The 25,080-nt window shown below is 42.1% G+C and carries 17 protein-coding genes and 1 tRNA gene; 7 read left to right on the plus strand and 11 right to left on the minus strand.

Going from position 1 to position 25,080, the window contains the following annotated elements:
* Window positions 1-61: 61 nt before the first annotated feature.
* The 5 genes from OQ5_RS0108995 to OQ5_RS0109015 form a co-directional block, all read right to left on the minus strand.
* The gene (locus OQ5_RS0108995) at window positions 62-4,474 is read right to left on the minus strand and encodes a M6 family metalloprotease domain-containing protein (protein ID WP_016777170.1); all 4,413 of its coding nucleotides are present in this window, start codon (window positions 4,472-4,474) and stop codon (window positions 62-64) included.
* A 185-nt stretch (window positions 4,475-4,659) separates the two neighbouring features.
* Window positions 4,660-8,127, minus strand: coding sequence for a sensor histidine kinase (locus tag OQ5_RS0109000; RefSeq protein ID WP_141638866.1), 3,468 nt, complete (start codon window positions 8,125-8,127; stop codon window positions 4,660-4,662).
* A gap of 97 nt (window positions 8,128-8,224) precedes the next feature.
* A complete protein-coding gene (locus OQ5_RS0109005; RefSeq protein ID WP_016777172.1) occupies window positions 8,225-10,891 on the minus strand; it encodes an endonuclease MutS2 in 2,667 nt (888 codons plus the stop codon).
* Window positions 10,892-11,030: 139 nt separating this feature from the next.
* On the minus strand, window positions 11,031-11,438 hold the full coding sequence (locus OQ5_RS0109010; RefSeq protein WP_026055195.1) for a hypothetical protein: 408 nt from the start codon (window positions 11,436-11,438) through the stop codon (window positions 11,031-11,033).
* Window positions 11,439-11,451: 13 nt separating this feature from the next.
* Window positions 11,452-12,030 (minus strand): RNA polymerase sigma factor, encoded by a 579-nt coding sequence (locus OQ5_RS0109015; RefSeq protein WP_016777174.1) that lies wholly within the window; start codon window positions 12,028-12,030, stop codon window positions 11,452-11,454.
* 326 nt (window positions 12,031-12,356) lie between these two features.
* On the opposite strand from OQ5_RS0109015, the gene OQ5_RS0109025 reads away from it, so the two are divergent.
* A complete protein-coding gene (locus OQ5_RS0109025) occupies window positions 12,357-12,716 on the plus strand; it encodes a DUF6249 domain-containing protein (RefSeq protein ID WP_016777176.1) in 360 nt (119 codons plus the stop codon).
* A gap of 750 nt (window positions 12,717-13,466) precedes the next feature.
* Here the strand turns inward: OQ5_RS0109025 and OQ5_RS0109030 are convergent.
* Window positions 13,467-13,664 carry a hypothetical protein gene (locus OQ5_RS0109030; RefSeq protein ID WP_016777177.1) on the minus strand — a complete coding sequence of 66 codons (198 nt, stop codon included), beginning with the start codon at window positions 13,662-13,664 and terminating at the stop codon, window positions 13,467-13,469.
* Between the two features lie 631 nt (window positions 13,665-14,295).
* Between OQ5_RS0109030 and OQ5_RS0109035 the strand changes: the two genes are divergently transcribed.
* On the plus strand, window positions 14,296-15,003 hold the full coding sequence (locus OQ5_RS0109035) for an AAA family ATPase (protein WP_016777178.1): 708 nt from the start codon (window positions 14,296-14,298) through the stop codon (window positions 15,001-15,003).
* A 73-nt stretch (window positions 15,004-15,076) separates the two neighbouring features.
* On the opposite strand, the gene OQ5_RS0109040 is transcribed toward OQ5_RS0109035, so the two are convergent.
* On the minus strand, window positions 15,077-15,931 hold the full coding sequence (locus OQ5_RS0109040) for a fructosamine kinase family protein (protein ID WP_016777179.1): 855 nt from the start codon (window positions 15,929-15,931) through the stop codon (window positions 15,077-15,079).
* Between the two features lie 62 nt (window positions 15,932-15,993).
* Entirely contained in the window at window positions 15,994-16,473 is a 480-nt protein-coding gene (locus tag OQ5_RS0109045) for a low molecular weight protein-tyrosine-phosphatase (RefSeq protein WP_016777180.1), read from the minus strand.
* 649 nt (window positions 16,474-17,122) lie between these two features.
* Here OQ5_RS0109045 and OQ5_RS0109050 point away from each other — a divergent pair.
* Both OQ5_RS0109050 and OQ5_RS0109055 read left to right on the plus strand, forming a co-directional pair.
* Window positions 17,123-17,449, plus strand: a complete 327-nt coding sequence (locus OQ5_RS0109050) for a hypothetical protein (protein WP_016777181.1) — start codon at window positions 17,123-17,125, stop codon at window positions 17,447-17,449.
* 258 nt (window positions 17,450-17,707) lie between these two features.
* Window positions 17,708-19,024, plus strand: a complete 1,317-nt coding sequence (locus OQ5_RS0109055) for a sigma-54-dependent transcriptional regulator (RefSeq protein WP_016777182.1) — start codon at window positions 17,708-17,710, stop codon at window positions 19,022-19,024.
* A gap of 110 nt (window positions 19,025-19,134) precedes the next feature.
* On the opposite strand, the gene OQ5_RS0109060 is transcribed toward OQ5_RS0109055, so the two are convergent.
* On the minus strand, window positions 19,135-21,606 hold the full coding sequence (locus OQ5_RS0109060) for an ATP-binding protein (protein WP_016777183.1): 2,472 nt from the start codon (window positions 21,604-21,606) through the stop codon (window positions 19,135-19,137).
* Between the two features lie 229 nt (window positions 21,607-21,835).
* Here OQ5_RS0109060 and OQ5_RS0109065 point away from each other — a divergent pair, with 229 nt between their 5' ends.
* Window positions 21,836-22,816 (plus strand): J domain-containing protein, encoded by a 981-nt coding sequence (locus OQ5_RS0109065; RefSeq protein WP_016777184.1) that lies wholly within the window; start codon window positions 21,836-21,838, stop codon window positions 22,814-22,816.
* A gap of 214 nt (window positions 22,817-23,030) precedes the next feature.
* Window positions 23,031-23,107: transfer RNA gene (locus OQ5_RS0109070), tRNA-Met, on the plus strand.
* A 482-nt stretch (window positions 23,108-23,589) separates the two neighbouring features.
* On the opposite strand, the gene OQ5_RS0109075 is transcribed toward OQ5_RS0109070, so the two are convergent.
* Both OQ5_RS0109075 and OQ5_RS0109080 read right to left on the minus strand, forming a co-directional pair.
* Entirely contained in the window at window positions 23,590-24,231 is a 642-nt protein-coding gene (locus OQ5_RS0109075; protein WP_016777185.1) for a hypothetical protein, read from the minus strand.
* Between the two features lie 133 nt (window positions 24,232-24,364).
* Window positions 24,365-24,673 carry a hypothetical protein gene (locus OQ5_RS0109080; protein ID WP_016777186.1) on the minus strand — a complete coding sequence of 103 codons (309 nt, stop codon included), beginning with the start codon at window positions 24,671-24,673 and terminating at the stop codon, window positions 24,365-24,367.
* Window positions 24,674-24,935: 262 nt separating this feature from the next.
* Between OQ5_RS0109080 and OQ5_RS22465 the strand changes: the two genes are divergently transcribed.
* Window positions 24,936-25,080: ATP-binding protein (locus tag OQ5_RS22465; RefSeq protein ID WP_304362430.1), on the plus strand; the 145-nt coding region annotated here is incomplete at its 3' end.

Raw genomic sequence — 25,080 nt, forward strand, 5'->3', positions numbered from 1 at the left:
TATTTTCAGAGCCTTTTTTTAATTCCTGATTCCCCAGTCTTGGGACGGTACTCCGAAAACTCTAAAGACTCTTCCTTTTGATGATTTTAAGCCGGTGAGTTTCTCCTTTATCTGCTTCGATCAGCAGCATATATATGCCTGGTCGCATCGATGAAAAATCCATTGTTACAGTATGACCGCCGGTTATATTTTTCTCGTTTACCTGCTTGCCGGTGATGTCGTAAAGCACAACCCTGAAGGTTCCGGGGGGAAGCCCTTCGATTGTTGCTTTGGTCTCGACGGGATTTGGAATAAATGAAACCCTGTTGTTCCAATTCGTACTAATGCTTGTATTAGCCAACTGCATTGCCACATCGATTGAAGTATCGGCATTGATATTTGCATCATCCTGTAAGTCACTGTATCCTTCGGCAGTAACGGAATACTCCTGACTGCTTCCCGAATCAACAGTGGTGAAGACAGCCTCACCATTGCTGTCCGTTATTTTAACTTCATTGTTAAAGGTTATCTCCGCCCCTTCTATGGGCGTATTCTCTGAATCCGTGATTGTGAAAAGAACAGTGTAACACGATTCCACAAGTAAAGATTCGGCTGGTGACGATTCCATATTTACATCAGCATACACAGCTTTTACGGTGTACTGATATTCGTTGCAATCCGACACATCATCGGTAAATGTATTACCTGAAAAGCCGTAATTCCGGTATATTTCTGTGCCGTCTCTGTAAATTGCATATTCTACATTTCCGGCATAAAGAGACGGGGCGCTTCTTGAGGGACTTAGATGCTCTTTTCCGGCCGGTTTAACCAGTCCAGGTGATGTCCGGCTTTCCCTCTTTGCTGTTTTGAGGTTTGATTTGGGCGACGGGAATAAAGGTTCTGAACTTACCGGACCTAATTCCGGACCTATCCTGATATCGTCAAGAAGGAGGGCAAATGTTTGGTCGCTAACGTGTTGTACGGCAACTTCCACGTTTTGTCCGAGATAGGCGGTGTCCAGCTGAAATTCGTACCTGGTCCAGGCTTCAGGAACTTCAACTCCCTGCCACAAAGTAGTCCATTCAACTTCTCCTTCCGGACGTACTTTCACATTGAGCACTTCTTTTCCCCAGGTGTCATCCAATGAGCGGGCCATAAATGAGAAGAAATCGCCTTCTTTAATGTTGGTCGAAGGTGAGATTATCCAATCGTTGCTCTGCACATCCTGTGCTGCAAAAGAAATCAAAACTTTGTCACCCGACCACGCCGAAATGGGGTATTCCATCTGAAGCACTTCATCGGCATAAACATCGAATACCATGTAGGCCATGGGATCGTTTTCTCCCGGCCAGGTTATCGTTCTGATGCCATAAGTGTCTGCGCCGTCTTTGTCAAGAAATGTCCATCCTTCAATCTCTGTGGAATAGGTAACATAGTGGTCGAAATTTTCATTGATCACCGGGCTCCATTCCAGTTCAATGGTTTTGTAATCTTTGTTGCCTGTAAGATTGTGAGGTGGAAGAGGATCAAAATTCCATAACGAAATATTGATGGTTTTCGATGATTTAGGTACAAACCGATCGGAGCCTGCCGAATAGGTATCTTTTGACACATCAAAATGTTCATACTGATCGTCACTGTGTATGGTCTGGAAAGTGGCTTCACCTGCAGCATCGGTATATAGCGTGTCTTCTTTAAACCGCACCATGGCGTTTTCTAGCGGATTGCCGTCAGTATCGGTAACTGCAACCGTTATGTCATAAATATTGGGTTCGGTGCTAAATGATGCGGCAGCACCTTCTGTTTCGTAACAAATGTTGGTATTGTAATATTCGAAAAAGGCCAGATGGTATTCCGAGGTGTGCTCCAGGCCTGAAAGAGTCATTGATGTGCCGGTGCCATTGTAAACAACGTATGTGTTGTTGGGGAGAGCATCGCCACTGCCAAAATTACTGTCGGCGGTGTACGAAACTCCATTTTCAGGTATTTCAGTAATAGCCTGGTCTTTTCTGGCCAATATGAGAAGGGCATCGCCATTGCCACGGCCCCACGACAAATCCATGGATGTTTTTGTTATATTGGTGGCCGAAAATCCGGAAGCTGAAATGTCGGGTTTTACCTCGCACGCTGAAGTAACATAAACCTCTACACTGTCAATCCCGATTCCATAACCGTAATTGCCGGTCGCTTCAAAAGCTATTTCAAGTGGCTCGGAATAAGGTATCTCAATTAGTCGTTCCGTCCATTCGGGCGTATGAGTCTCATAGCGGGTTATTTCTTCCCAGTTACCAGCTGATTCTGTTCTAACCAATACTTTTAATTCGTCCTGGTCGCCTTCCCATTCGGGCTGAATATGCCGAAACCTGAGGTGATAAGTTTTGCTGCTTTTCAATTCCAGTTTGGGTGAGACAAGTCGTGTTACCGGTACCGAATAAGTTTGTGCAAAGAAAGTTGCATACTCAGAACCTGACCATGGCTCCACCAGAGTTTCATTGACATACAGTTTCTGTGTTGACCACGATGTTTCCCCTGAAACATATTCTTCTACCCAGACATTCAATTGATCTTCGAACCCGTCAGCCCATGGGAATTCCGCAATGGGCGAGGGCCGTGTAATGGCTTCATCTTTCAGGTTTTGAGAGTACATATCTCCTTTATCACTCCAGGCAGAGTAATAATATTTTGTGGAAGGGGAGAGGCCGGAGTGTGTGCTTGTAGTGTCCGCATCGCCGTAATATAAAACGGTTCCTCCGCCGTCAATGGTCTCACCGGGAGCGTAAATATGTTTGTCAACAGGGTCGCCGAAAACACCGTCCGGACTCCATGCAACCAACACGGGATAGTCATCTGATGAAGGCGTCCAGCTCAGTTCTACCGATTGTTCGTCAATGGTAACGGCATCAAAATCGAGTGGTGTGCCGTCCTGCAGAAACATATAATCGAAGGTTATGGTGGTATCGGCAAGGGTAATATCTGTCATGCTGCGGTTAAACCCCTGACCATCCCAGGTCTGCATGGCAGGCGAGCTGGTATCAGTAAGTTCTGTAACATTTTTTGTTCCCGGGAAAGGGCAGGAGGGATCGTTAATGGTGTCGTTGGCAGCAAGGGGATAAAAACCCTGATGACTATCGATGTTGATGGTATTAGACGAACGTCGTTCCTCTATGAGATTTCCATCGGTGTGATAAACCACGAGGCCGTTTCCCGGGATAAATGCGTCAAATCCGGTTCTTTGCCTGTTTTCAAGCAACAAATATTCGTTTTCTACCGGACTGTTGATACGAAGTACCTGTTTCGAAGAATAAACCGGATCAAGAGATATTAAATCGGGTTGGTCAATAATCGAAACATCTACCCATCCGAGTTCGGCTTTGGAGAAAGGATTATGGTGAGCTGGGGACGAACCGCTTGGTGAGCCGTTGTAGGTTCCGCTGGCCATGATGTCCCAGTCACCTGTTCCGTAAAATTGGCCGTTTTCTTCTTCATCGACATCATAAAAATCGGGAAGCCCGAGGTTATGACCGAATTCGTGGGAAATTACCCCTATAGTGTTCATATCGCCGGCAGAACTTCGCCACTCAGGCTGAATGGTATATTGATCTACCACAACCCCGTTAAAAGTTCTTTCAGATTCGGGTACGCCCCATGAAGAGAAGGAATAGGAATGCGACCAGATGTCGTCAGGATCGGAGGTGACTTCCTGACCTGCACCCTGGTGAATGATGGCCACGCCCTCCACAACTCCGTCTCCGTCATTGTCGAAAGCCGAAAAGTCTACCCCGGCATCGGCTGCAGCCTGAACCGCGTGAAGGGCAAATTCTTTCCATTTACTTTCGGGTCCGTAATAATCATGATCGGCCGGTACTGAAAGCCATTGTGTAACGCTTGAGTTTATGGTCAGCAAACCACCACTTACTTCCTGGTAGTAGTCTCTGAAGCTTCCGGTGCTGTTGTAATCTTTTTGATTCATGAAAGCTTCAAAATCCGAGGTCGGATACGTGGGGTCTGTATCCTGAAAATTGGCGAGGATAACCAGCAACGATGCTTCTCCTTCCGAAGGAAAGTAGGTGGTCATCAAAGAGCTTTTCAACAAATCGGTATATTTTTCCCGGCGTTTTTCGAGAAAATCTTTTTTAGAAATCCCTATGCTTTTGGGCGTTGATGATAAAAAATTCTCTTCCGCTACAGTACGTTGCCCGGGATCGGATGCTATGATGCCTGACCCGGAAATCTCACCTGATTTAAGTTGTGTGGCATATTCAAAAAAGCCGTCTTTGTTTTTTAATATCCGGTATCCGTCCACAGTGGTGGTCCAATTGTACCATTCGTCGCCGTGAATACGAATGGTGATCATCGAGCCGTCGGGCTGGATCATCTTTTGCGGATAAGGAAATGCGCCAACCGCGCTTGCCGGTTGCAGCGAGACTATAACAAAAACCAAACTCCAAAATAAGGTTGTCCAGTGTTTTTTTCTGTGCGAGGTAAAATCACTCATAGTTGTTAATTTGTTTCGTTCCCTGGGGAGTGATAAGTTGGAAGTTATGGTTCGGATTCACAAATGGCAAAGATATACCTTTGTAAACGAAACAGGGCAAAAAAAGTTTTCAAAAATTTTTCCTTAGTGTGGTAAGTATTTCTCTGTTAGGTAACGGCATTGAAGGGCATTAACAATGGGGCAGATTATTCTCTTCCGGTGCACTTTTCAGGAATATAGAAATAAAAGGTAGTTCCCTGACCCGGATATGATTTGAGCGTAATATCTCCTTCAAGAACGTGAAGCAGGTTTTTAACAATACTTAGTCCAAGCCCCATGCCGGCATATATTGAATTTCCCTGTGTCTCTATTTTTCTGAACGGTTCAAAAATCTTTTGTCTGTATTTTTCCGGTATGCCGATGCCGGTATCTTCCACAATGAAAACAACCGTTTTTTCAGGGACATCCCGTACTTCAAACCAGGGTATGAAGTTAAGCATATCCTGCCCGGAAAAGCGTTCGACCGATAATTTGACGTATCCTTCGGATGTAAATTTCAGCGCATTTCCCAGCAGGTTGGTGATGACTTGCCTGAGTCTGTGTTCATCAGTAAAAATTGTGAAATTCCAAAGGTCTGGCGGTACATCCAGGCGAATCTCCACGTTGCCTGACTTGTGCGGATCAAACGAAAGTGTTTTAATAATGTTCTCAAGGAAAGGTCCTGTTTTGAAAAATCCCGGATGTAGCACCATTTGCCCGGTCTCAATCCGGCTGATGTCAATTATATCATTAATAAGCGCAAGGAGATTGTCACCCGATTTTTGAATCATTTTAATAAAGTCGGCTTTTTCTTCATCCGATAAATCCATAGTGCTCAGCAAAGTGGAAAAGCCTACGATGGCATTCATTGGTGTTCGGATTTCGTGAGATAAATTGGCCAGAAAAGCAGTTTTAAGCTTGTCTGATTCTTCTGCTTTTCTCTTGGCTTTTTCAAGGTCTTCAGTTCTTTCTTTTACAAGTTTTTCCAGATCGTGCCTGTGTAATTCCAGTTCTTTGTTTTGCGAGATGATCTTTATCTGACTTTCTTTGAGTTCCTGATATGCTTTTCTGAGGTCTCTGGTTCGTTCTCTAACCATTTTTGATAATAGAAACTTCTGTCGGTTTAAAAGTCTTGTGCGCAACCAGAAAATCAAAAAGATAAGAATAATGACAAAGCCGCCAAGTGCCCACGAAAACCATGGTTTCTGATATACCGGGGCTTTTACCGCGATGTCGATGAAATCGCCCGCTTCATTCCAGATATTGTGATTGTTGGCGCCTTTAACTTTTAAACGGTATTTGCCTGGAGGAAGGTTGGAATAAGTAATGATATGATCGGACCAGGATTTTGACCATTTTTTGTCGAATCCTTCCAGTTTCCAGGCAATCCGGTTCTTATGCGGATCGCTGAAGTTAAGCACCGAAACCTCAAAGGAAATCACATTGCGACCATAGTCGATTGTTACTTCTTTGCCAAGAATTTCATTCGCATCCCTTAAATTCTGGTCTCCCACAGGGATGTTTTGATAACCAATGTAATAAGTGGATAAATATACGGGAGGAATGTAATGGTTAATACTGATGTTTTCGGGGAAAAAGGAGACGAAACCGTTGGTACCGCCCATTATTATTTCTCCTTCGGGGGTCTGATATATGGATTTTTCATTGAATTCCTGGCAGAATGTACCGTCATCCAAACCGAATTCATAAATTTCTCCGTTTTCCGGATTTACGCGACAAATGCCGTAATCGGTGGATACCCATAAATTATTGTCTTTAGCATATTCTGCTGCATACGTGTTTCCGCTCAGTGTTCTCCTGGCATAATCCTCATGTATGGTCATTGTCCTCTTGTCGAGATAAAGCAAACCATTACCGAATGTAGCCAGCCAAAGCCTGCCGTTTGGGCTGTTCGTCATAGAAAGGATATAGTTTTCCGGTCTGAGATTATTTTTGCCGTTTTGCTGGACGGTAGAAATGCGGTTAAACGATTTGGTCGCGGAGTTGAAATGTATTAAGGTTGATTCTTTTGTACCTATCCAGCAATTATTGCTGTCGGTTAGTAAGATGTCGGTAACCGGAACCGATAACTTTTTCCACTCGTTTAACGGGAAAGGATAGACCACATACTTTTTGTCATGGATGTTGAAAACAACAATTCCTCCTCTTGATGCAAGCCACAACTGATTTCCTGTATCTGATTTAATCGCGCTGAAATCGTTGATTACAGAATGGGAAATGTCAGGATGGTCAAAGGTGTGCCACTTTTTTTGGTCATCATCATTAAGATCAATTTCGAGCATTCCGTTGGAAGCCGCAAGCCATAAGCTACCGTTTTTTTGAAGACCATCTTTTATCACGTTTTTCCTTTTTCCTAATTCGGACGACAGGATTTTTTCAAAAGTCTGGTCAAAACCCTTTTGTTTATATAATCCGTCCAGTGTCCAGAACCAGTATCTTTTCAAAGAATCTTTCATAACGAAGAAAACAGATGAGTTTCCTGTTTCCGGCCATGTACCAACGTCAAACCCTTCGAATAATTTTCCCTTAAGGTCAATAACAGAAATACCCTCGGGAGTAGCAGCAATAAGGATGGGTTGGTGTTGATAAAAAAGAAGGTCGTTTATCTGGTTGTTTATCAGGCTTTCGTTGTTTGTTTTCCGGTTATGTGTACGAAAATGTGTACGAAAATGGCTATAATGCCCGGTTTCGAGATTGATCGTAAAAAGTCCGTTGTTTAATGTCCCTGTCCATAAGTTTCCGTCCTGATCGTATGTTATATCGGTAATTTCCCGAATATTGATATCCTGAAATACCGGAACAGCATTGTTTTGATCCGGTTTCAACTTCCATAAACCGTTAATCGATGCAAGAATAATGTTTCCACCTGGGATTACTGTTGCGTCAATTACCACGTCGTTCCTCAGTGTTTTGTTTAACGACTTATTCAATTGATGCAAAGCTTCTCCGTTTTCCGAAAAAACGAACAATCCGCTGGAGGTTCCTGCATAAATTCTGTTATCGATTTTTTTTATATTGAAGACTCTGTAATCATGGTTTCCTGTTGCATCGTCAATTCGTTTGGAAGAAGCCGGATTTTTTCCCTTAAAAATCATTTTAAGAAGGCCCTGTGAATTTGTTCCTACCAGCATGGTGCTGTCGTTAACCCGGCATATACTTTTTATATTGTTTAAATAGCGTTCACCCTGTCGACTTTTCAGCTTAGGTAGCCAATGTCTGAAATCTCCTGTTGACAGGTCAAGATAATTAAGCCCCCCGAAAACAGTGCCCACCCACAGCAGGTTATTTGACGGGTCATGATACAAGGCACTGATATTATTATCGCTGAGAGAGAGGGAGTCATCCGGCGAATGTTGGTAAACCGATAGTGACTGACCGTCCCATTTGTATAAACCATCTGATGAACCAAGCCAGATAAACCCTTTTTTGTCTTTTTCAACAGCCCTGATGTTGGATTGTATAAGTCCGTTTCCGCGGCTGAAGTTGTTGAACTGAATAGAATAGTGCCGGTTGTTCTGTGCGCTGAGGGAGGATGATGCAAAGCACAGCAAGAGCCCAAGGTTCAAGCCTCTGATAAAGATTATCTTAATCCGGGTGTAGTTAAATATATCCAAGAGTAACCAGCTTAGAAAAACAGTTCATTAATAAAACAGGTTAAAAAGTCTGTCACGGATTTTTAAGTTACAAAAAAATAAGGTTTATGGAAATATTTTAGTCCATTTCAACAACAGTAATGCCTGCTCCTCCATATTGAACGTGTTCATCGTGATAACGTGATACATAGGGTAAGGTTGCAAGATGTTGACGAATCTGTTCCCGTAGAATGCCGTTTCCTTTGCCGTGTAGAATTTTAATGGTACTGGCTCCGCAGAGAAGTGCTTCATCCAGGTGTTCCAGTACTTTGGAGATGGCTTCATCAGCTCTCATACCCCGAACGTCGATGTCGGGCGTGAACGATAATTTTTTACTGCGAACACGATCTGCAAAATTGCTGCTGACGGTGTTTTTTTGACGAAATGCTTTTTTGTATTCGTTTTTGCTGATTCGGGTTAGTCGAACGGTTTTTACAGTCGTAATCAACTGTCCGAAAGCAACAACAGCCGATTTGTCATTAATTTCGATGATTTCGCCGGGCACATCCTGACCTTCGAGTTGAACTGCATCGCCGGGTTCAAGCGGGCGGTTTTTGTCTTCATTATTTTCTGATGTTTCTGTTTTTTGAAGATTCGGAGTCTGATCTGACTTTTTATTTTTCTTTTTCTCCTGCTTTTCCTGCAGTTTTTTGATCTTCTTTTCCAGTTGTTTCTGGAATTTTTCGTCATATGCCGGTCGGTTGATTTCTTCTTTGAGTTGTTCAATATCTTTGCGTAACGACCGTGTTTTCTCCTTTTCGGCTTGAGCCTCTTTTATTTCACGAATTGTGTTTTCAATTTTTTTGTTTACCGACGCCAACAGATTATTGGCTTCCTGACGAGCCGATTCAATAATCCGGGCTCTTTCATTTTTTAGTTTTTCGAGCTCTGTTTCATATTTTTCGATGGTACGTTCCATCTTTTTGTCCTGCTCACGCACCGATTCCCTTTTTTTCTCCCAGTAACGTTTGTCTCGGATGATTTCACGCAAATGCTTGTCAAAGTTTATGTGGCCTTCGCCAAGCCGGTTTCTGGCTTTTTGAAGTATTTCTTCGGGGAGCCCGGTTTTTCGGGCTATTTCAAAAGCAAAAGAACTTCCTGGTTGTCCCGTTTCCAGTTTAAAAAGCGGTTCAATTTTATGGGTATCAAAAAGCATAGCCCCGTTTATAATGCCTACGTGTTCCGATGCAAAGTGTTTGAGATTGGTATAGTGGGTTGTGATGACTCCGTAAACTTCCTGTTTGTTTAATTGCTCCAGGACGGCTTCGGCGATGGCGCCTCCAAGCATGGGCTCGGTTCCTGTGCCGAATTCGTCGATAAGCAGTAACGACCGGTTGTTACAGTGACGAAGAAAAAACTTCATATTTACCAGGTGGGAGCTGTAAGTACTCAGGTCGTTTTCAATGGATTGTTCATCTCCAATGTCCATGAAGATATGGTCGAAAAAGCCCATCTGCGAATTATGACCTACAGGGACCGGGATTCCGCATTGCAGCATATATTGTAGTAGTCCCACTGTTTGCAGGCATACCGATTTGCCACCTGCATTGGGGCCCGATATTAGCAATATTCTGTTTTGCCGGTTAAGTTCTATGTCGAGGGGAACAACGTTTTTCCCGGAAGCCTGATGTTGAAGAAAAAGCAGAGGGTGAACAGCTTTTTCCCAGTGAAAATCTGTCTCATTGCGTATTGTCGGAACTATGCCGTTTATTCTTTTTGCAAATCGTGCTTTTGCCCTTATGAAATCGATGATACCCAAAAACCGGAAGGCAAATAGCATATCTTCAAGATACGGGCGCAAAAAAGCCGACAATTCAAGGAGAATTTTGGAAATTTCTCTTCTTTCGGCATAGCCGAGTTCTCTTATTTCATTGTTTATTTCAACAATTTCGGCGGGTTCGATATAGGCGGTTTTCCCTGTTGCCGACTCATCCTGAACAATGCCCGGAATTTTTCTTTTGTTGGCCGAGCTTACCGGAATAACCGCTCTGCCGTCGCGAATAGAAACGGTGGCATCAGCGTCAACTATTCCGGCTTGCCGTGCTTTTTTCATTATGGCTGACATCCGCCCCGAAATACTGCTTTGTTTTGCCCGCATCTCACGTCTTATTCGCATTAGCTCATGGCTTGCATTGTCTTTTATTTCACCCTGTTTGTTGATGATGGTATCGATTTTATCGAGCACTGCAGGAAAGACTTTTACCGGGGCTGCCAGTTCATGCAGGGCAGGATATTGTGATTCATCTTTCGACCGGATGAATCTGACAATATCCCGAATACTCCCGAGTGCGCGTCTAAGGTCAAATAATTCATGGGCCTCCATGAAAAGACCTTCCACCCTTAGCTTTTTAAGCGGGTCTCGAAGATCAAAAAAGTTCGCTGCCGGCATATCCTGACCATCATCTCCTATATGAAGCATTTCGTGAGTTTGCCTAAGCCAGGTCACTACACTGTTAAATTGGGTGGAAAATGACATTTGCATTGCCCGCTCTTTGCCCATAGGGCTTAAGCAGCCTTCGCTGATGTATTCCCTGATTTTATGAAAATATAGCTTGGTTTCGAATGTTTCCGGGTATATCACTTTCTTTTTTTTGTCAAAATTAACCAAAAGATTGGTGAAAAGAGTATGGAGTTGCGGTTTCTCATACTCCTCAAACTTTGGCCCGGAATAAAACCTTTCAGGTGGCTTATGCAGGCCTGGAGGGTGAAAGGGTAGAGAGGTAAAACGATGTGAAGCATAGGGCATGGGGCGTGCAGCACGGGATGAAGCCTTTTAGTGGTCGTCGATACCGGAAGTGGTGAAAGAGTAAAATGGTAACAGGCGACAGGTTCAGAACTCATCAGCTCATCAGCTCATCAGCTCATCAGCTCATCAGCTCATCAGCTCATATGTTGGAAAGTTTCTTAAAAAAATGGTCCAGTGCGAGCAGGAGACCGATGGCCAAAGAAGCGCCGATCACCAGCATATGGATGGGCTCTATCCAGGAGTAAAGCGATTGAAAAGCACCGGAGAGGTCTTTTAGCCACGAGTATTCTTCAGCATTCCGGCTAAGCTGACCAACATCAAACAAAAAGCCGGCCAGGAAAAGTAGTAAAACCCCCGGGATGATCCACCAGCGGTTTCGGGTGTCTACAAGGTTTTCATAATAGTTCGATTGCGACACCCATTCGTTTAACACCTGGTCCATCACCTTTTTGTTGAAATCGGGAGATGGTGTTTCATCGGGCTGAAAACTGTTTTTAAAAAATTGTTTCAGCATCAAATCTTCATTGTTTATCTCGTGTTTTGCCATAATGCCTTCCAATTTATAAAAGAGAACCTGCTTCCGATTTGAGTATTGCTTTCAATTCACGGAGAAGGTTCCGTCGCCCCCTGAGCAGTTTTACTTTCACATTTGATTCCGAGAGTCCCGTAATTTCCGAAATCTCATCTACTTTAAACTCTTCAAAATAATATAAGGTCAAAACAGTAGATTCTTCTCCTTTCAAGCGTGCCAGAGCCTCTTTGAGATAGCGTGTTCTGTCCTCACTTTCCAATATTTCCGATGAAAGATTTCCCACGGTAAGGTTATCGTCGTTGCTGAAGGTATCTTCATCATAATCGGTTTGCTTCCTTTTGTTTCCCCTCATTTTTGAGATGGCCTGATGGTAAGTGATGCGATAAATCCATGTTGAGAATGCTGATCTGCCTTCGAAGGAATCCAGTGCCCTGAATGCTTTCAGGAATGCATCCTGTGCAACCTCTTCGGCATCGGCTTCATTCTTTGTCAATTGCAGAGCAAGGGTAAAAACCATGTGACGATACTTCTCTATAAGCATCGAATAGGCGGCAACGTCACCTTTGCGTACCTGCTTTATAATGTGTTTATCGTCTTCTTTTACCATTCTAAAGAGTGCGTGTCCATAAACTCGCAAAAATTTTTGCAATATGTGTGTCTGTTCAGAAAGTACCAGTTGCAAGGCTTGCGAAGCCGCCAAAACCGGAGTTTACTAATCGTAAATGAGGATTTTGGCGGCGAGCGTAACACAGCAAATGGTACTTTATGGACAGACACTAAAGATATGACGCACGATGGTGTTTTATGGTTACAAGTTAATATCATTTTTAATTTTATGGAAGTTTTTGTAACCCGAAAAAAAAATAAGCGTCCAACGGGCAAACAAACAGAGAAACGATCACGACAAGTTTTAATAATTTAAAATAAATAGTTATGAATCACGTAGAAGTAATTGTACCGGTCGCGTTTTTCGGAATGATTTTCGGAATTGTTGTTTTAGTTAGTTATTACCGAAACAAGCGAATGGAACGCACAGCCCTTATAGCATCCGGGAAAGATGCATCTATTTTCAAAGAGGAGGATAAAAAGAGCTGGATTAATTCGCTGAAGTACGGCATATTCCTGGTCGGCATTGCCATTGGTTTTATAGTGGGTGATGCATTGGCTGTCAGGGCTGTTATGAGTGAAGGCATTGCCTATATTGCTATGGTGTTATTGTTTGGCGGATTGGCTTTGCTGGTGTTTTATCTTCTGGCAAGAAAGAACAAGAATATTTCCGGATCGGGAGAATAGCAATCCGATGAGCGGAAAATTATTTTCTTATCCAAAACATTAACAATTATTAACTTACAGAGTTGTCATTTTTACACTTTATTAGTCATATTTGTACTTGGGATTTTTTCATAAAACTTGGATTTAAAAATGACTGGTTAAAGGAACTTCAGGATTTAACGGTCCGGGTTCTTTTTTCCAGTTGTTTTAACCAGATTTAACCAGTGTTACGTCTTTTTAATTGATAATCAACCTATATTTGTAACAGATTTTTTTTCATAGATTTGGATTTGGTTAACAAAGCTGATTTAAGGGAAAAGGGCAGTACTAAAAAGTAACTGTCCTTTTTTTGTGTTTTTAGGTGGAGTGTCTGTCCATAAAGTTCCATTTACAAGGCTAACGCAACAACTATTATTTTACAATACCGCGTTAAACTTTTACAAACGTCTGGTCATTAATTGTTTGTACAATTAATGACACGAACCACAACTCTCTCATAATAATAACTTTGCGTCATTGCGTCTCTGCGTTTAGGTTATTTTTAACTGATCTATTAACTGTTTGGACTGACACTAATTAGTGTCTGTCCATAAAGTACCATTTGCTGTGTTACGCTCGTCCGAAAATTACTCATTTACGATGAGTAAACTCCGTATTTTCGGACTTCGCAAGCCTTGCAACTGGCGCTTTCTGAACAGACACGCATATTGTGAAAATTTTTTCAAGTTTATAGACGAACACTAATTAGAGGCTTCTGAAAAAGTCAGCAATCTATTTCAAATGTTCTTTTTGGCATTGCCCCAAAAAGAACCAAAAAGGTCTGGTCCGCTTAAACCTGGCTCCCCGCGAAAGCCAAAATTTCCGGCCATTGCGCAAGGCCATGAACGTCGCCCATTTTGGCTTCCCGCCATCCGCCGGCCCGGAAAGCGGACAGGCCACCGCGCCTTTTAAATAGATAAAGTCGTTCATTATTACGACATTCTTTTGAATAGTGATATGTTGACAATTAACATTTACACAACACTTCGTTAAATTTTGTAATATGCTGTAGGTCAATTGTTTGAGCCTAAAGAGGTTTGTTTATTTAAATGCAGTATATTAATGTTGTAAAAATCATCTTACATCTTATATCTAAAAATCTCACGATCTATTGATTTACAGGTGCAAACATTTTTAAAAATTTGCATGAATAACCTTGCACCTTAAATGGAATTATGCGATGTAAATAATTTATTATTAATTATTTAAGCGTTATTCAGCAGATCCTAATTAACAAGCTTTAAGCCAGTTTTAGTCTTCTTAAAAAGAAAATTCCGCATCTTTGCAGTGTAGATTTTTTTCATAGACTTGGATTTGGTTAGCAAATGCTGATTTAAAGGGAAAGGGCAGAGTTTTCTGCCCTTTTTTATTTTGTATTTGTAGAAAAAATCGTATTTTTAACACATACCTAACTTCAGAATAGTACCACTTTAGCAGTTAAATGAATCAACTTTCTCAGATTTAGTAATTCACGAAGCTGCTCCAGCCCGGCCTGAACAGAATAAATATATCGTTATTTCGTTTGCAAATTGATTATCAGTTGTTTTTAATAAACATAAATATGGACAATCTTTTTCTGAAATATATGCGTGAACGCACCGGGCGTAAAAAAAGTCCGGAAGGACCGACATTTGAATCGCCGGGGCCTGTTATTACTATTTCCAGAGAATATGGATGTCCGGGCAGGAGGATCGCCAGACAGCTGGCTGAAACACTAACCCAAAAAAACAAAGCCCGTGGTAATAACCGGGAGTGGAGGTGGATCAGTAAAGAGATCATAGAAGAGTCGGCCCGTGAATTGAAATTGTCGCCATCTTTAATGCAAGACCTTTCGGAATACAAGGAGCGTAGTTTCTTTGAAAATCTTGCCCTCTTTTTTTCTGATGAATATTATCCCAGCGATGTAAAAATTAAAAACACCATTGCCAAATTTATCTACAATGCTTCTGTTGAGGGGAATGTGGTCATTGTAGGACGTGCTGCGGAAGCCATTACCAAAAATTTTGTCAATTCACTGCATATTAAACTGAAAGCACCTCTTGAATGGCGGGCTCGCAAAGTGGCCGATGCTCAGGGGATGACCATCCAGGAAGCCCGCCGTGAAGCACTGGAAATGGATCACAGGCGAGCTGCATTCAGGAATTATTTCGAGAAAGAGCGTCCGGACATCGACTATTTTGATATTTTTTATAATTGCGCGACGCTTTCCGACGAAGAAATAATTGAAAGTATCGTTATACTCGCCGAGTCGAGAGGGTTTGTTGTTTGACAATTGAGTGCTTCAGTAATTTTAATTCGCGCTTCCTGCAATGCCGGTGCGGCAATTTGTATTTTCTTCCTTTTTATCGAATGAGCTTTTCGAGTAATCTTATTGCCTGAGAATAGTAACCTGTTCCAAAAAGATTCAGGTGGTTCATTACGTGATAAAGAAGGTATATTGATTCCCGTTCGGAAGCTCCTTCCTGTAACGGCCATGTTTCTTCATAGGCCCGGTAGAATGCGGCCGAAAAACCTCCAAAAAGCTTAGTCATTGCAAGGTCGGCCTCACGGTGTCCGTAATAAACGGCCGGGTCAATCAAAACAGGATTGCCTTTGATGTCGGACATGTAATTGCCTCCCCAAAGGTCTCCATGCATCAGTGAAGGCGCTTCTTCGCTGCCTTCAAGAATTTTTTCATAGACTTTCTCAAGTAATGCAAATAAATGCTGCATGGTATTGTCGGCATATCCGTTTTTTTCGGCCAGCCTGAACTGGAACATCAAACGTTTGTTCCAGTAAAACAAAGGCCAGTTATGAGCTTCGTCCTCCGAGGGAATGTTTTCCTGGGGGGTTGAACCGATAAAATTATCTTCAAAAAAGCCGAAATGCTCTCCTTCGAACCGATGAAGGAGCGCCAATTTATGCCCTAAATCCTCGAAGAAATCTTTCTTTTTTGAGCCTTGTTCGATGTGTTCCAATATCAGGTAATCATCACCACAATCGATGACATCCGGCACTTTTATTACGCCAGGTCTTGCCAGTTCTTTAAGTCCGTTGGCCTCTTTTCTGAACATTCCGTTCGAGAATCCCTGTTTCAGGAAAAATTTTCTGCCCGACCTTGTGGTTATCACTTGTGAGTCGGCGATGCAACCTCCACCAACAGATGACATTCCGGTAAGGTCTTCTCCCAGTAATTGTTCCAGTTGTTGTTTGTTCATATCGCACGACTTTTTAATTTGATATTTTTCGGGTTATTTCTGACAGTCTCGACTGCAAAAACTCAGACCTGTTCCTTTAAAAAGTTGATGAGTCCGCCACATGCCTGCTCCAACAGATCGAGTACCAGTTCAAAGCCTTCATCGCCGCCATAATATGGATCGGGGACTTCGTCGTACTGACATTCGCTGCAAAAGTCGGTCATCTTGAAGATTCTGTTAACAGCAGGTGTCCCTTCAGCCAAACGTTCAAGGTCTCGTATGTTTTGATTGTCCATGGCGATTATCATGTCGTAGTGATCAAAATCCACGTCAGGATCGACCGGGCGACTTATGCTGGTAAGATGATAACCTCGTTTCTGAGCATGTTTTTGCATTCTTTCATCGGCCGGTTCTCCTGCATGATAATCGGTCAATCCGGCCGAATCAATCTCAATCCGGTCGGTCAGTCCTTCCTTTTCGACCATTCCCCTGAAAACAGCCTCGGCACTCGGGGAGCGGCAAATATTTCCGAGGCAGACAAATAGTATCTTTTTTTTCTCCATGTTCTCTTTTCCATATTTTGGTGCAAATATAAGAGTTTAACCGGAGTGACCGGAAAAATTGAAGGGATTGTGAATGGAACTGGTGATTTTTCCACAATGTGTGGCGAACATTACACAATTAGTCGTGCAGAAAAGTTTTTGAATGCCTTGAATAAATTTTGTTTTAGACTGATAATCAAATAAATGTGACTTTATTAAGACCACCTGTTAAAAGACTGGCATGTTCTTTTCAGAAGAAAATGGCAATTATGGAAAGACACTAATTGGTGCCTGTCTGTAAAGTTGAAATAGTTCTTTGCTTATCATGTGTCTGTTCAGAAAGTGTCATTTACAAGGCTTGCGAATTCCGAAAATACGGAGTTTACTCATCGTAAATGAGTAATTTTCGGACGAGCGTAACGGGGAAATGGCACTTTCTGGACAGACACTAATTAGGAACTTCGGTTTTCTGACGCAGTTCCAGGAGGGCCATGAAAAATAGAGGTGTTGAGGTTCTTAAATCTGTCTGCCGCTGGTCGGCAGGCAGATTTACAGCAGAAAATTTTAGAAATATTGTTGACAGGTAATAACCATAAAATAATATCTAAAAATCTAATAATCTAAAATTTAACAATCTAATAAATATATGTTTAACCTAAAATGTACTGCTATGAAACGGAAATTTTTGTTTGTATTGACCGCATTGGTGCTTTTTATTGCTGCCATGCCCCTGAGTTATGCTGTTAATGACGAAAAATCTGAGACAGTGATGACCAGCCAGGATGAATTGACTTTCAATGAAATTGAGGTCAAGGATGTGCCAGAGGCTGTCCTTAAGGCCGCAAAGAAAGAACACCCCGACACTGAAATTACAGAAGCCAGGGAAGCAACAGTGGCCGGCGAGAAAATTTACAAACTTGTTTTGAAAAATGCAGATGGGGAAGAAGTAATCGCCCTTTACAACAGCGACGGATCAAACTATACGCCTAATTCCTGAATTGTTAACTTCCTCATCCTTTTGAGCGGGACTGCCAGGTTTTGGCAGTCCTTTTTTATTTCGTGTCTGTCCATAAAGTGCCATTTATTGAGGACACTTGTATTTCGTGATGTTTGAACCTCTCATTATAAAAACTTTGCGTCACAGTGTCACAGTATCTCAGCATTTAGGCTTTTTTTAACGGACGATTATGAATAGAACAGACTAAAAATCTAACCATCTATTGCTATATTTATCCGACCAAAATATTCACAGGGCATGAAGAAAAAAGTACTGATCATTGATGACGATACTTCTTTTGGCTTAATGGTGAGTGGTTACCTGAAAAAAAATGATATGGAAACCACGTTGGTTGGATCATTCAGCAAAGCCAGGACGGTTATTTCAAAAGAGGATTACGATTTAATTTTGTCGGACTACCGTTTGCCGGACGGAAACGGACTGGAAGTTCTGAGGTATGCGAAAAACAAATCTTTTTTTGTTCCGGTAGTCCTGATTACCGCTTATTCCGATATACGAGTTGCAGTAAATGCGATTAAAGAAGGTGCCTGTGAATATATTACCAAACCTGTAAATGCCAGGGAATTGATCCATGTTATTCAGGGGGCCTTAAAGAGCGGCGACCACAGGAGTAGCTTATCTCATGACTATATTGTCGGAGATGGTGAAAATACCAGGGAAATGAACGAACACATTCAGTTGGTTGCTCCCACCGAAGTGGCGGTTCTCATCCAGGGTGAAAGCGGGACAGGCAAAGAATATGTGGCGCGTCGTATCCACGAACTCAGCAGGCATAAAAATGGCCCGTTTGTTGCTGTCGATTGCGGCGCCCTTACGCCCGAGATTGCTTCCAGTGAATTGTTTGGCCATGTTAAAGGCAGTTTTACCGGGGCTTTTGAAGATAAAACGGGCCATTTTGAAAGTGTTGGGAAAGGAACCATTTTTCTTGATGAGGTGGGGAATCTGAGCTACGATGTTCAGATGAAGTTACTCAGAGCACTACAGGAGCGCCGTGCACACAAGGTAGGCGGGAATTCCCCGTTTGCGATCGAAGCGCGTATTATAGCCGCCTCGAACGATGATTTAAGGCAAAAAGCAATGAATGGGGAATTCAGGGAAGATTTGTATCACAGGCTTAACGAATTTACTGTTTCGGTTCCTCCTCTGCGTGAAAGAAGCGATGAGTTGATCGTTTTTGCGAACCATTTTTGTCAACAGGCAGCGCATGAATTTGAAAAACAAATCAACGGTTTCTCTGATGAAGTCCTCAAAATTTTCGAGTATTATGACTGGCCCGGAAATTTGCGGGAATTAAGAAATGTCATCCGACGTGCTGTATTGTTGAGCAAAAACAATATTATAGAAAGCAGCGTGATACCACCCGAAATAATTGAGCAGAGTAAAAACACGGACAATGTGAATCGTTTTTCCGAGGCTAAAGACATGGCAGAAAAACAAATGATAGAGGAAGCTCTGCGCAAAGTAAAAAACAATAAGACTAAGGCTGCCTGGTTGCTCGGCATCGACAGAAAAACGCTGTATAACAAGCTTCAAAAATTTAAAATTGATTATTGAGGTATATAGTCTGTTAAACTTTTCCAATATGCTGCTAACCAATTGTTAGTCAATATTTAATAATTTTCAGTAGCATAGAGATTGGCAAAATAAGACAATTAAGAGTGGACTCATTCTTGAAGTTCCTTCATTTGATGCTCAACCTGTCTCCAAAGTTTTTTCAATCTTTTCAGTGCTATTTTGAGCTGGGATGCATAACCTTGCTTCTTTCCCATGATCTCAATGCCTTTCAGGATGGTTATCCCTTCCTTTATTCCAAACTGACGAAAGCCTGTGAGCATTTTGTGGGCATGCTCCGAAATATTTCCGTATTCCTTTTTTCTGATCAGAGCGGTGAGGATTTTGATGTTTTTGTTGGTGTCGTTTAAAAAGGTAGACACCACAGATGAAAAAAAATCTTTGTCGTCGCCGGTAAAGCTCCGAATCTCTGTCAGGTCAAAAAGGGAAGGGGCCGGATCGATTCTGGGGCCGGTATTTTTCGGAGCTGTTATTTCTGTTTTTTTCAGATTTTCTATCGAGTTTAAAAGATCGTTTCTTGAAAATGGTTTTGGCAGGAATGTGACATTTTCAAACCGGCCGGTTTCGTCAATAACCTGTTGGTTGGCAGCCGCCGAGAGCAATATAACGGGAACAGCGGATTTCTTTCGTATTTCTTTAATGAATTCAATACCGTTGGCAGTCGGCATTCTGTAATCGGTGATGATGAGGTCGAACTTGTCTTTTTCTATGATTTTGAGGGCTTTTTCCGGGTTGTCGGCCCCTTTTATCTGAGCACTGTCCTGCATAAATCCCTGCAACAACTGCACAATGAGCGGATCGTCGTCAACCACCAGAATGTTGATGCTTTGGCGTGGAACAATATGCTCCGTTTCTGTGTTTTTACCGGTGTTTTGTGCAGGAATCAATGGTATCCGAAACCAAAAGGTGCATCCTTTATCCTGGTTATTTCTGAAATCAATGGTTCCGTTCATGGCTTCAACAAGCTTTTTGCTGATGGCCAGACCTAAACCGGTACCTGATGTTTCCTTTTGTGAGGCGGGTTCAAGGCGCGAAAACTCTTCAAATATTGTTGCCGGGTTGGTGTCTGAAATACCTGGCCCAGTGTCTGTTACTTTACATAGAATCTCATCATTATCTTTCTCGAGTGAAATGCATACTTTTCCTTCTTCGGTAAATTTGACGGCATTTCCGACAAGGTTGAAAAGAATTTGTCGCAACCGGGTTTTGTCGCCCATAAAAACCGGCACGTTTTCGTCTACGGCATAGGTGAAGGTCAATCCCTTTTGGTTGGCCTTTTGTTTAAAACTCTCCCATACTTCCCGAATGAGATGCTCCGGGATAATGGATTCATTATGAAGGTTAAGCTTGCCCTCGTTCAGCCGGGACATGTCGAGTATGTCATTGACAAGCGTCAACAAATGATGCGCCGATGAGTGAATGATTTGCGCGGAGTGACTATCCGGCTTTAGCAATTCCGAAAATCCTATTATAGAGGTAAGCGGCGTTCTGATTTCATGACTCATATCGGCCAGGAAACGCTCTTTTACTTTCATAAGGGATTCTATCTTTTCTCTTGACTGAACCAGCTGCTCTTTAAGTCTCCGGCTTTTTCGCAGATCACGGTTTATCCACAACACGAAGACGGTAATTATGATGAGAGCCGATAAACCGAGAAACACCAGTTTGTTGATCAGATCGTGGCGCATGCCGATTAAACTTTTCTGGTAACGAGACGATTCAATTACGGCTTCTTCCTGAAGCTGAAGAATTATCTGACGGATGGTTCCGGTGAGTTTATCGCCAAGACTGATCAGGCTTTGCTCTCTTGCAAGCAAAAGGTTGAAAAAGCGCTTGTCCTGCTCTTCAATGACCTTTAGCTGTTCTCTTATTTTTTCGAGTGCAGGGTCTTTTCTTTTTCTTGTAATGAGTGATGAATCAATAATTTGTGATATTCTGGGTGATTTTGGGGTTACTTCAGGCGCTTCTTCTTTAGTTCCTGAACCAGTGAGGAACCGTGCTATGCGGCCGAAAAACGTAAGCTGGTTATCGGTTTCCGGAGAATCTGTGTTGCTTATCGAATCAATATTGAGCCTTGAATAGGTAATCTGGCTGATCTGATAATTCAGGCTGTCCGGCAAAATGGACAATACCTCCCCATAACGCTGACGATACCGGTTAATTTCACTTAAATCAAAAAGTTGACGGGTCTGTTGCTTTTTTTGATCATACAGCACTCTCAGGGTATCAATCTTTTTTATGAAGAGACTGTCGGAGAAGACATCTTCAAGACGGTTAAAAATGGTGTTGATAGAATCGTTGTAAGCCTCATGCTTTCTGTAGTCGCTTTGCAGACCCGTAAGTGTGTAAATTCGTGCAGCTCTGTCGGCCTCCTGAATTTTGAATACAAGTTCATTCAAAAGAACGAGGCGTACCCCTAACGGGTCGTCCGAAGGCTGATTTATTAAATGTTTGACGACACTGAAATAATTAAAGCCGAAAGCAAGGACGGCTACTATTAACAGCAGGAAAAAGCCTGCTGTTACCTTTGTGTTTATATATTTTTCCGGCAAATTTGTTTCCATCGTCGGGGTAGCTGACTAACTGCTTTTGTTAATAACATTTCTCCCGTTCTTTTATTGCCGATACAGGATATGAATTTTTCCCGATGTCATCTGCTGCTGAGAGAGTGGTGTCAAATTGACAATTAAAAACAACTGTTTATGTGTTGTTTAAGTCATTTTGTCGTCAGTGATACTTCAATATGGTTTTGGTCTGTACTTTGTATTTTATCAAAGAAAAATCAAGTCAGCGATGCAATATAAAGATTACTATAAAATATTGGGGGTTTCGAAAAACGCCAGTCAGGACGAAATTAAGAAAGCCTACCGCAAGCTGGCCGTGAAGTACCATCCCGATAAAAACCCTAACGACAAAGAGAAAGAGAACCGGTTCAAGGATATAAACGAGGCTTATGAAGTGCTCAAGGATCCTGAGAAGCGGAAAAAATATGATCAGTTAGGGGCCAACTGGAAACAGTATGAGAATGCCGGTTTCAGCGGCGGTCAGGGCTCCGGATTTGGTGGTTTCGACTGGTCGCAGTTTGGTGGCCGGCCGGGAAGCGGTCGTACCTATCATTTTGAAGGTGACATGGATGACCTTTTTGGTGAGACGGGAAGTGGTTTCTCCGATTTCTTTAATATGTTTTTTGGCGGAATGGGAGGAATGGGCAGTTCTGCCGCTCAGGGTTTTGACAGCCATAGTCGCCGGGCCTCCAAAGGACAAGACCTGCAGGCTGAAATTGAACTTTCGGTATATGAAGCCTATCACGGCACCTCAAGGATACTGAATGTTGATGGACAAAAGTTGAGAATAAATACTAAACCTGGCGCTTACGATGGTCAGGAACTGCGTATTAAAGGCAAAGGTGGTAAAGGTTCGGGGGGTGGCCCCAGTGGTGATATTTATCTGAAAATAAAGGTTCGGCCCGATCAGGAATATCAGATCGAAGGACATGATATCATTAAGGAAGTGGCGGTAGACCTCTATACGGCCGTTCTGGGTGGTAAGATACGGGTAAATACTCTGAGTGGGGTAATCAACGTTACGGTTCCTAAAGGAACACAACCCGGCAAAATGTTAAGACTCCGCGGCAAAGGTATGCCCTGGCATAATCAACCCGGCAAATATGGAGATTTGCTGCTTCGCCTGAAAGTTAGTATCCCTGAAAATCTGTCGGCTAAAGAGGAAAAATTATTTAAAGAGTTGAAGGAAATGAATGAGGGGAGACAGTAATTTCAAGCGTCGGAAATTTAGTAGATTACATAGCAGAAGTGAAAAAAGTGCTATTTTTCTGCCTCATAAAATTGGAGAATACCTTCAAAACGCCTACATTTGCAACCGCAAAAATGAAATTGTTAACAGGCTGACACTGTGATTTCCGAAAATTTGAAAATTTTGAAACGTTCAAATTACAATCGGGATGTTAAGTGCCAGAGAAGGTATTAATGGCGAGGTAGCTCAGTTGGTTAGAGCGCATGATTCATAATCATGAGGTCGGCGGTTCAAGCCCGCCTCTCGCTACCAGTAACAGGGTTAAACTTTTAAAAGGTTAATCCTGTTTTTTTTATATCCAAATCTATGCTATATTTTGTTTTACATCCTTGAGCCCGGTCTAAAAAGCATCTTTACTGGCAAACTTTGTGTTGTTTTAAATTTTTGCATCCTCATTAACAATGAGTTAACTCTGGTACAAACATTTAAAAACGCCTTGTTACTAAGGTAAGGAATGAAAATAAGGTTTTTTTCGTTCCAAATCATTCATAAGTCGTAGTAAATTTATTTTCCCAAAACCTTATTTTTCTTCTCCCAACCTTAGTAACTAGCAGAAAATTACCCTGAATGAAAACCTTATTACCTTATTGAAATGTTTCTGATTCAATGATGCAAACATCAGTTTCAACTTTTCCCTTGATCTAATTATCTAATAATAATCTAATATAGCAAACCTTGCTATGCTCATTTCATTAGTAAATAATGTTGCATCTCAGAAATACTATCAAACTTGCTTACTCCACAAACAGCAGTCTTCCCAATATCATTGAAAAGATATCCACATTGACGGAAAATTCGAGAAACGGGCTTTTACCGGCCGATTTTTGTATGTCCACACCGTTGTTGTAAGGTTCGAATGTGAGAATTTTGTTAAGCCGGATGTTTTTATTGCCCCTGCTTCCCATGAAAATAATCCGGCGATCGGTTAAATAAATCAATCCGGAATCAAGACGTTGCCAAACATCTTCCGTGGTGCGGTTCACACCCATGCTGCCCGCTTTGTAATAGATGCCTTTGGCAAGCCTGATTCGTGCAGTGGGGCCACCATAGTTAATGCGACGCGTCACCTGATTGTGTTCAACCCAATCGGCAGCCGTTTTGAAGTGTAATTTTTCCCCTTTGAAGAGGTTGATGTCGGGTTTTAATTCGGGAAGGTCGCCATTTTCAATTTGCCAGTACAGTCGAAATCGTTCCAGGGCTTTTTGTGAGTTATCGTCAAAGCTGAGTTCAATACCAAGGCTTTTTGCTATTTCATTCATTTCTTTTTCTTCGTCGGGTGACAACCGTTCATCCGAGACAGCATCTTCAATAAATTTCTGAAGATTGGCTTTGGCCCGTCCTGCATAAAGCTGTTTGGCAACTGCTTCGTCAATCATCAGGTTCTTTCGAAGTTGTTCGAGTCTCTCTTTCTCTGCTTTTGAAACCCTGTTGTCTTGCAGGGCTTCATCGATATGTTCGCCATATCTTCTTTGTGTTTCCTCTTTAAGGATTTTTTCAACCTCCTGTTGTTTAAAGAAAAAGAAGATCTCTCAGATGGTTCAGTTGCATGGCTTCTTCGTTGCTAATGTTATCATCGTTAATTACATGTCGAACCAGCTTGCGAAACATATCTTTACGTTCTTCTGTAAATTGTTTTTCGAGGTTGATTTTATAGCCATCTGCTATGCCGATAATCTGATCGGTTTCGATATCGCTGATGTTTTCAGCCTTCGCCAGGAGATTGTTGACTTCGATAATAACATTCTCTTTTGACTGAAGATTGAAAAGATGTTGAAAAAAATTAGGTTGTTTTGCGGGGATTGGTCTGAAAGGCATCATGGTAACAAAATTTTTGAATTTATTCTTCGGATTTTAAAACAGATACGAATAAGCAGGTTTTTTGTTTCTTTTTGTGAGGTAGTTTGTTATGTAAAAGGGCAATCCAAATGTAAGGGCAAAAAGGGCATACGATTTTTGTACGAAAAGAAAAAAGAGGGCGTTCCACGTTATGGCATCTGGATAATCCGGAGTAAGCTGCCCCCCCTAATCCGGCAAAAAAATCCGCCATTTTTTAAAGACAAAAAGCATGTGATTCCGGCGGATGCTGACCCCCTTCAAGTTAAGAACACGGAAATTACCTATTGAAAATTGGTACGATATCATTGGTGAAGAGACGATTGCGGATGCTATTTTAGATAGATTAGTCCATACTTCTTATAGAATCGAATTGAGAGGTGAAAGTTTAA

The sequence above is a fragment of the Anaerophaga thermohalophila str. Valhall genome (assembly GCF_000250735.1).
GTDB classification, from domain to species: Bacteria; Bacteroidota; Bacteroidia; order Bacteroidales; family Marinilabiliaceae; genus Anaerophaga; species Anaerophaga thermohalophila_A.

What these genes read in the sequence shown, in the direction of transcription:
- OQ5_RS0109050 (WP_016777181.1), top strand. Translation starts at nt 17,123, where the DNA reads ATGAAACGGAAATTTTTGTTTGTATTGACCGCATTGGTGCTTTTTATT.
- OQ5_RS0109040 (WP_016777179.1), bottom strand. Translation starts at nt 15,931, where the DNA reads ATGAACAAACAACAACTGGAACAATTACTGGGAGAAGACCTTACCGGA.
- OQ5_RS0109045 (WP_016777180.1), bottom strand. Translation starts at nt 16,473, where the DNA reads ATGGAGAAAAAAAAGATACTATTTGTCTGCCTCGGAAATATTTGCCGC.
- OQ5_RS0109080 (WP_016777186.1), bottom strand. Translation starts at nt 24,673, where the DNA reads ATGATGCCTTTCAGACCAATCCCCGCAAAACAACCTAATTTTTTTCAA.
- OQ5_RS0109065 (WP_016777184.1), top strand. Translation starts at nt 21,836, where the DNA reads ATGCAATATAAAGATTACTATAAAATATTGGGGGTTTCGAAAAACGCC.
- OQ5_RS0109025 (WP_016777176.1), top strand. Translation starts at nt 12,357, where the DNA reads ATGAATCACGTAGAAGTAATTGTACCGGTCGCGTTTTTCGGAATGATT.
- OQ5_RS0109060 (WP_016777183.1), bottom strand. Translation starts at nt 21,606, where the DNA reads ATGGAAACAAATTTGCCGGAAAAATATATAAACACAAAGGTAACAGCA.
- OQ5_RS0109035 (WP_016777178.1), top strand. Translation starts at nt 14,296, where the DNA reads ATGGACAATCTTTTTCTGAAATATATGCGTGAACGCACCGGGCGTAAA.
- OQ5_RS0108995 (WP_016777170.1), bottom strand. Translation starts at nt 4,474, where the DNA reads ATGAGTGATTTTACCTCGCACAGAAAAAAACACTGGACAACCTTATTT.
- OQ5_RS0109005 (WP_016777172.1), bottom strand. Translation starts at nt 10,891, where the DNA reads ATGCCCTATGCTTCACATCGTTTTACCTCTCTACCCTTTCACCCTCCA.
- OQ5_RS0109030 (WP_016777177.1), bottom strand. Translation starts at nt 13,664, where the DNA reads ATGAACGACTTTATCTATTTAAAAGGCGCGGTGGCCTGTCCGCTTTCC.
- OQ5_RS0109055 (WP_016777182.1), top strand. Translation starts at nt 17,708, where the DNA reads ATGAAGAAAAAAGTACTGATCATTGATGACGATACTTCTTTTGGCTTA.
- OQ5_RS0109010 (WP_026055195.1), bottom strand. Translation starts at nt 11,438, where the DNA reads ATGGCAAAACACGAGATAAACAATGAAGATTTGATGCTGAAACAATTT.
- OQ5_RS0109075 (WP_016777185.1), bottom strand. Translation starts at nt 24,231, where the DNA reads ATGATTGACGAAGCAGTTGCCAAACAGCTTTATGCAGGACGGGCCAAA.
- OQ5_RS0109015 (WP_016777174.1), bottom strand. Translation starts at nt 12,030, where the DNA reads ATGGTAAAAGAAGACGATAAACACATTATAAAGCAGGTACGCAAAGGT.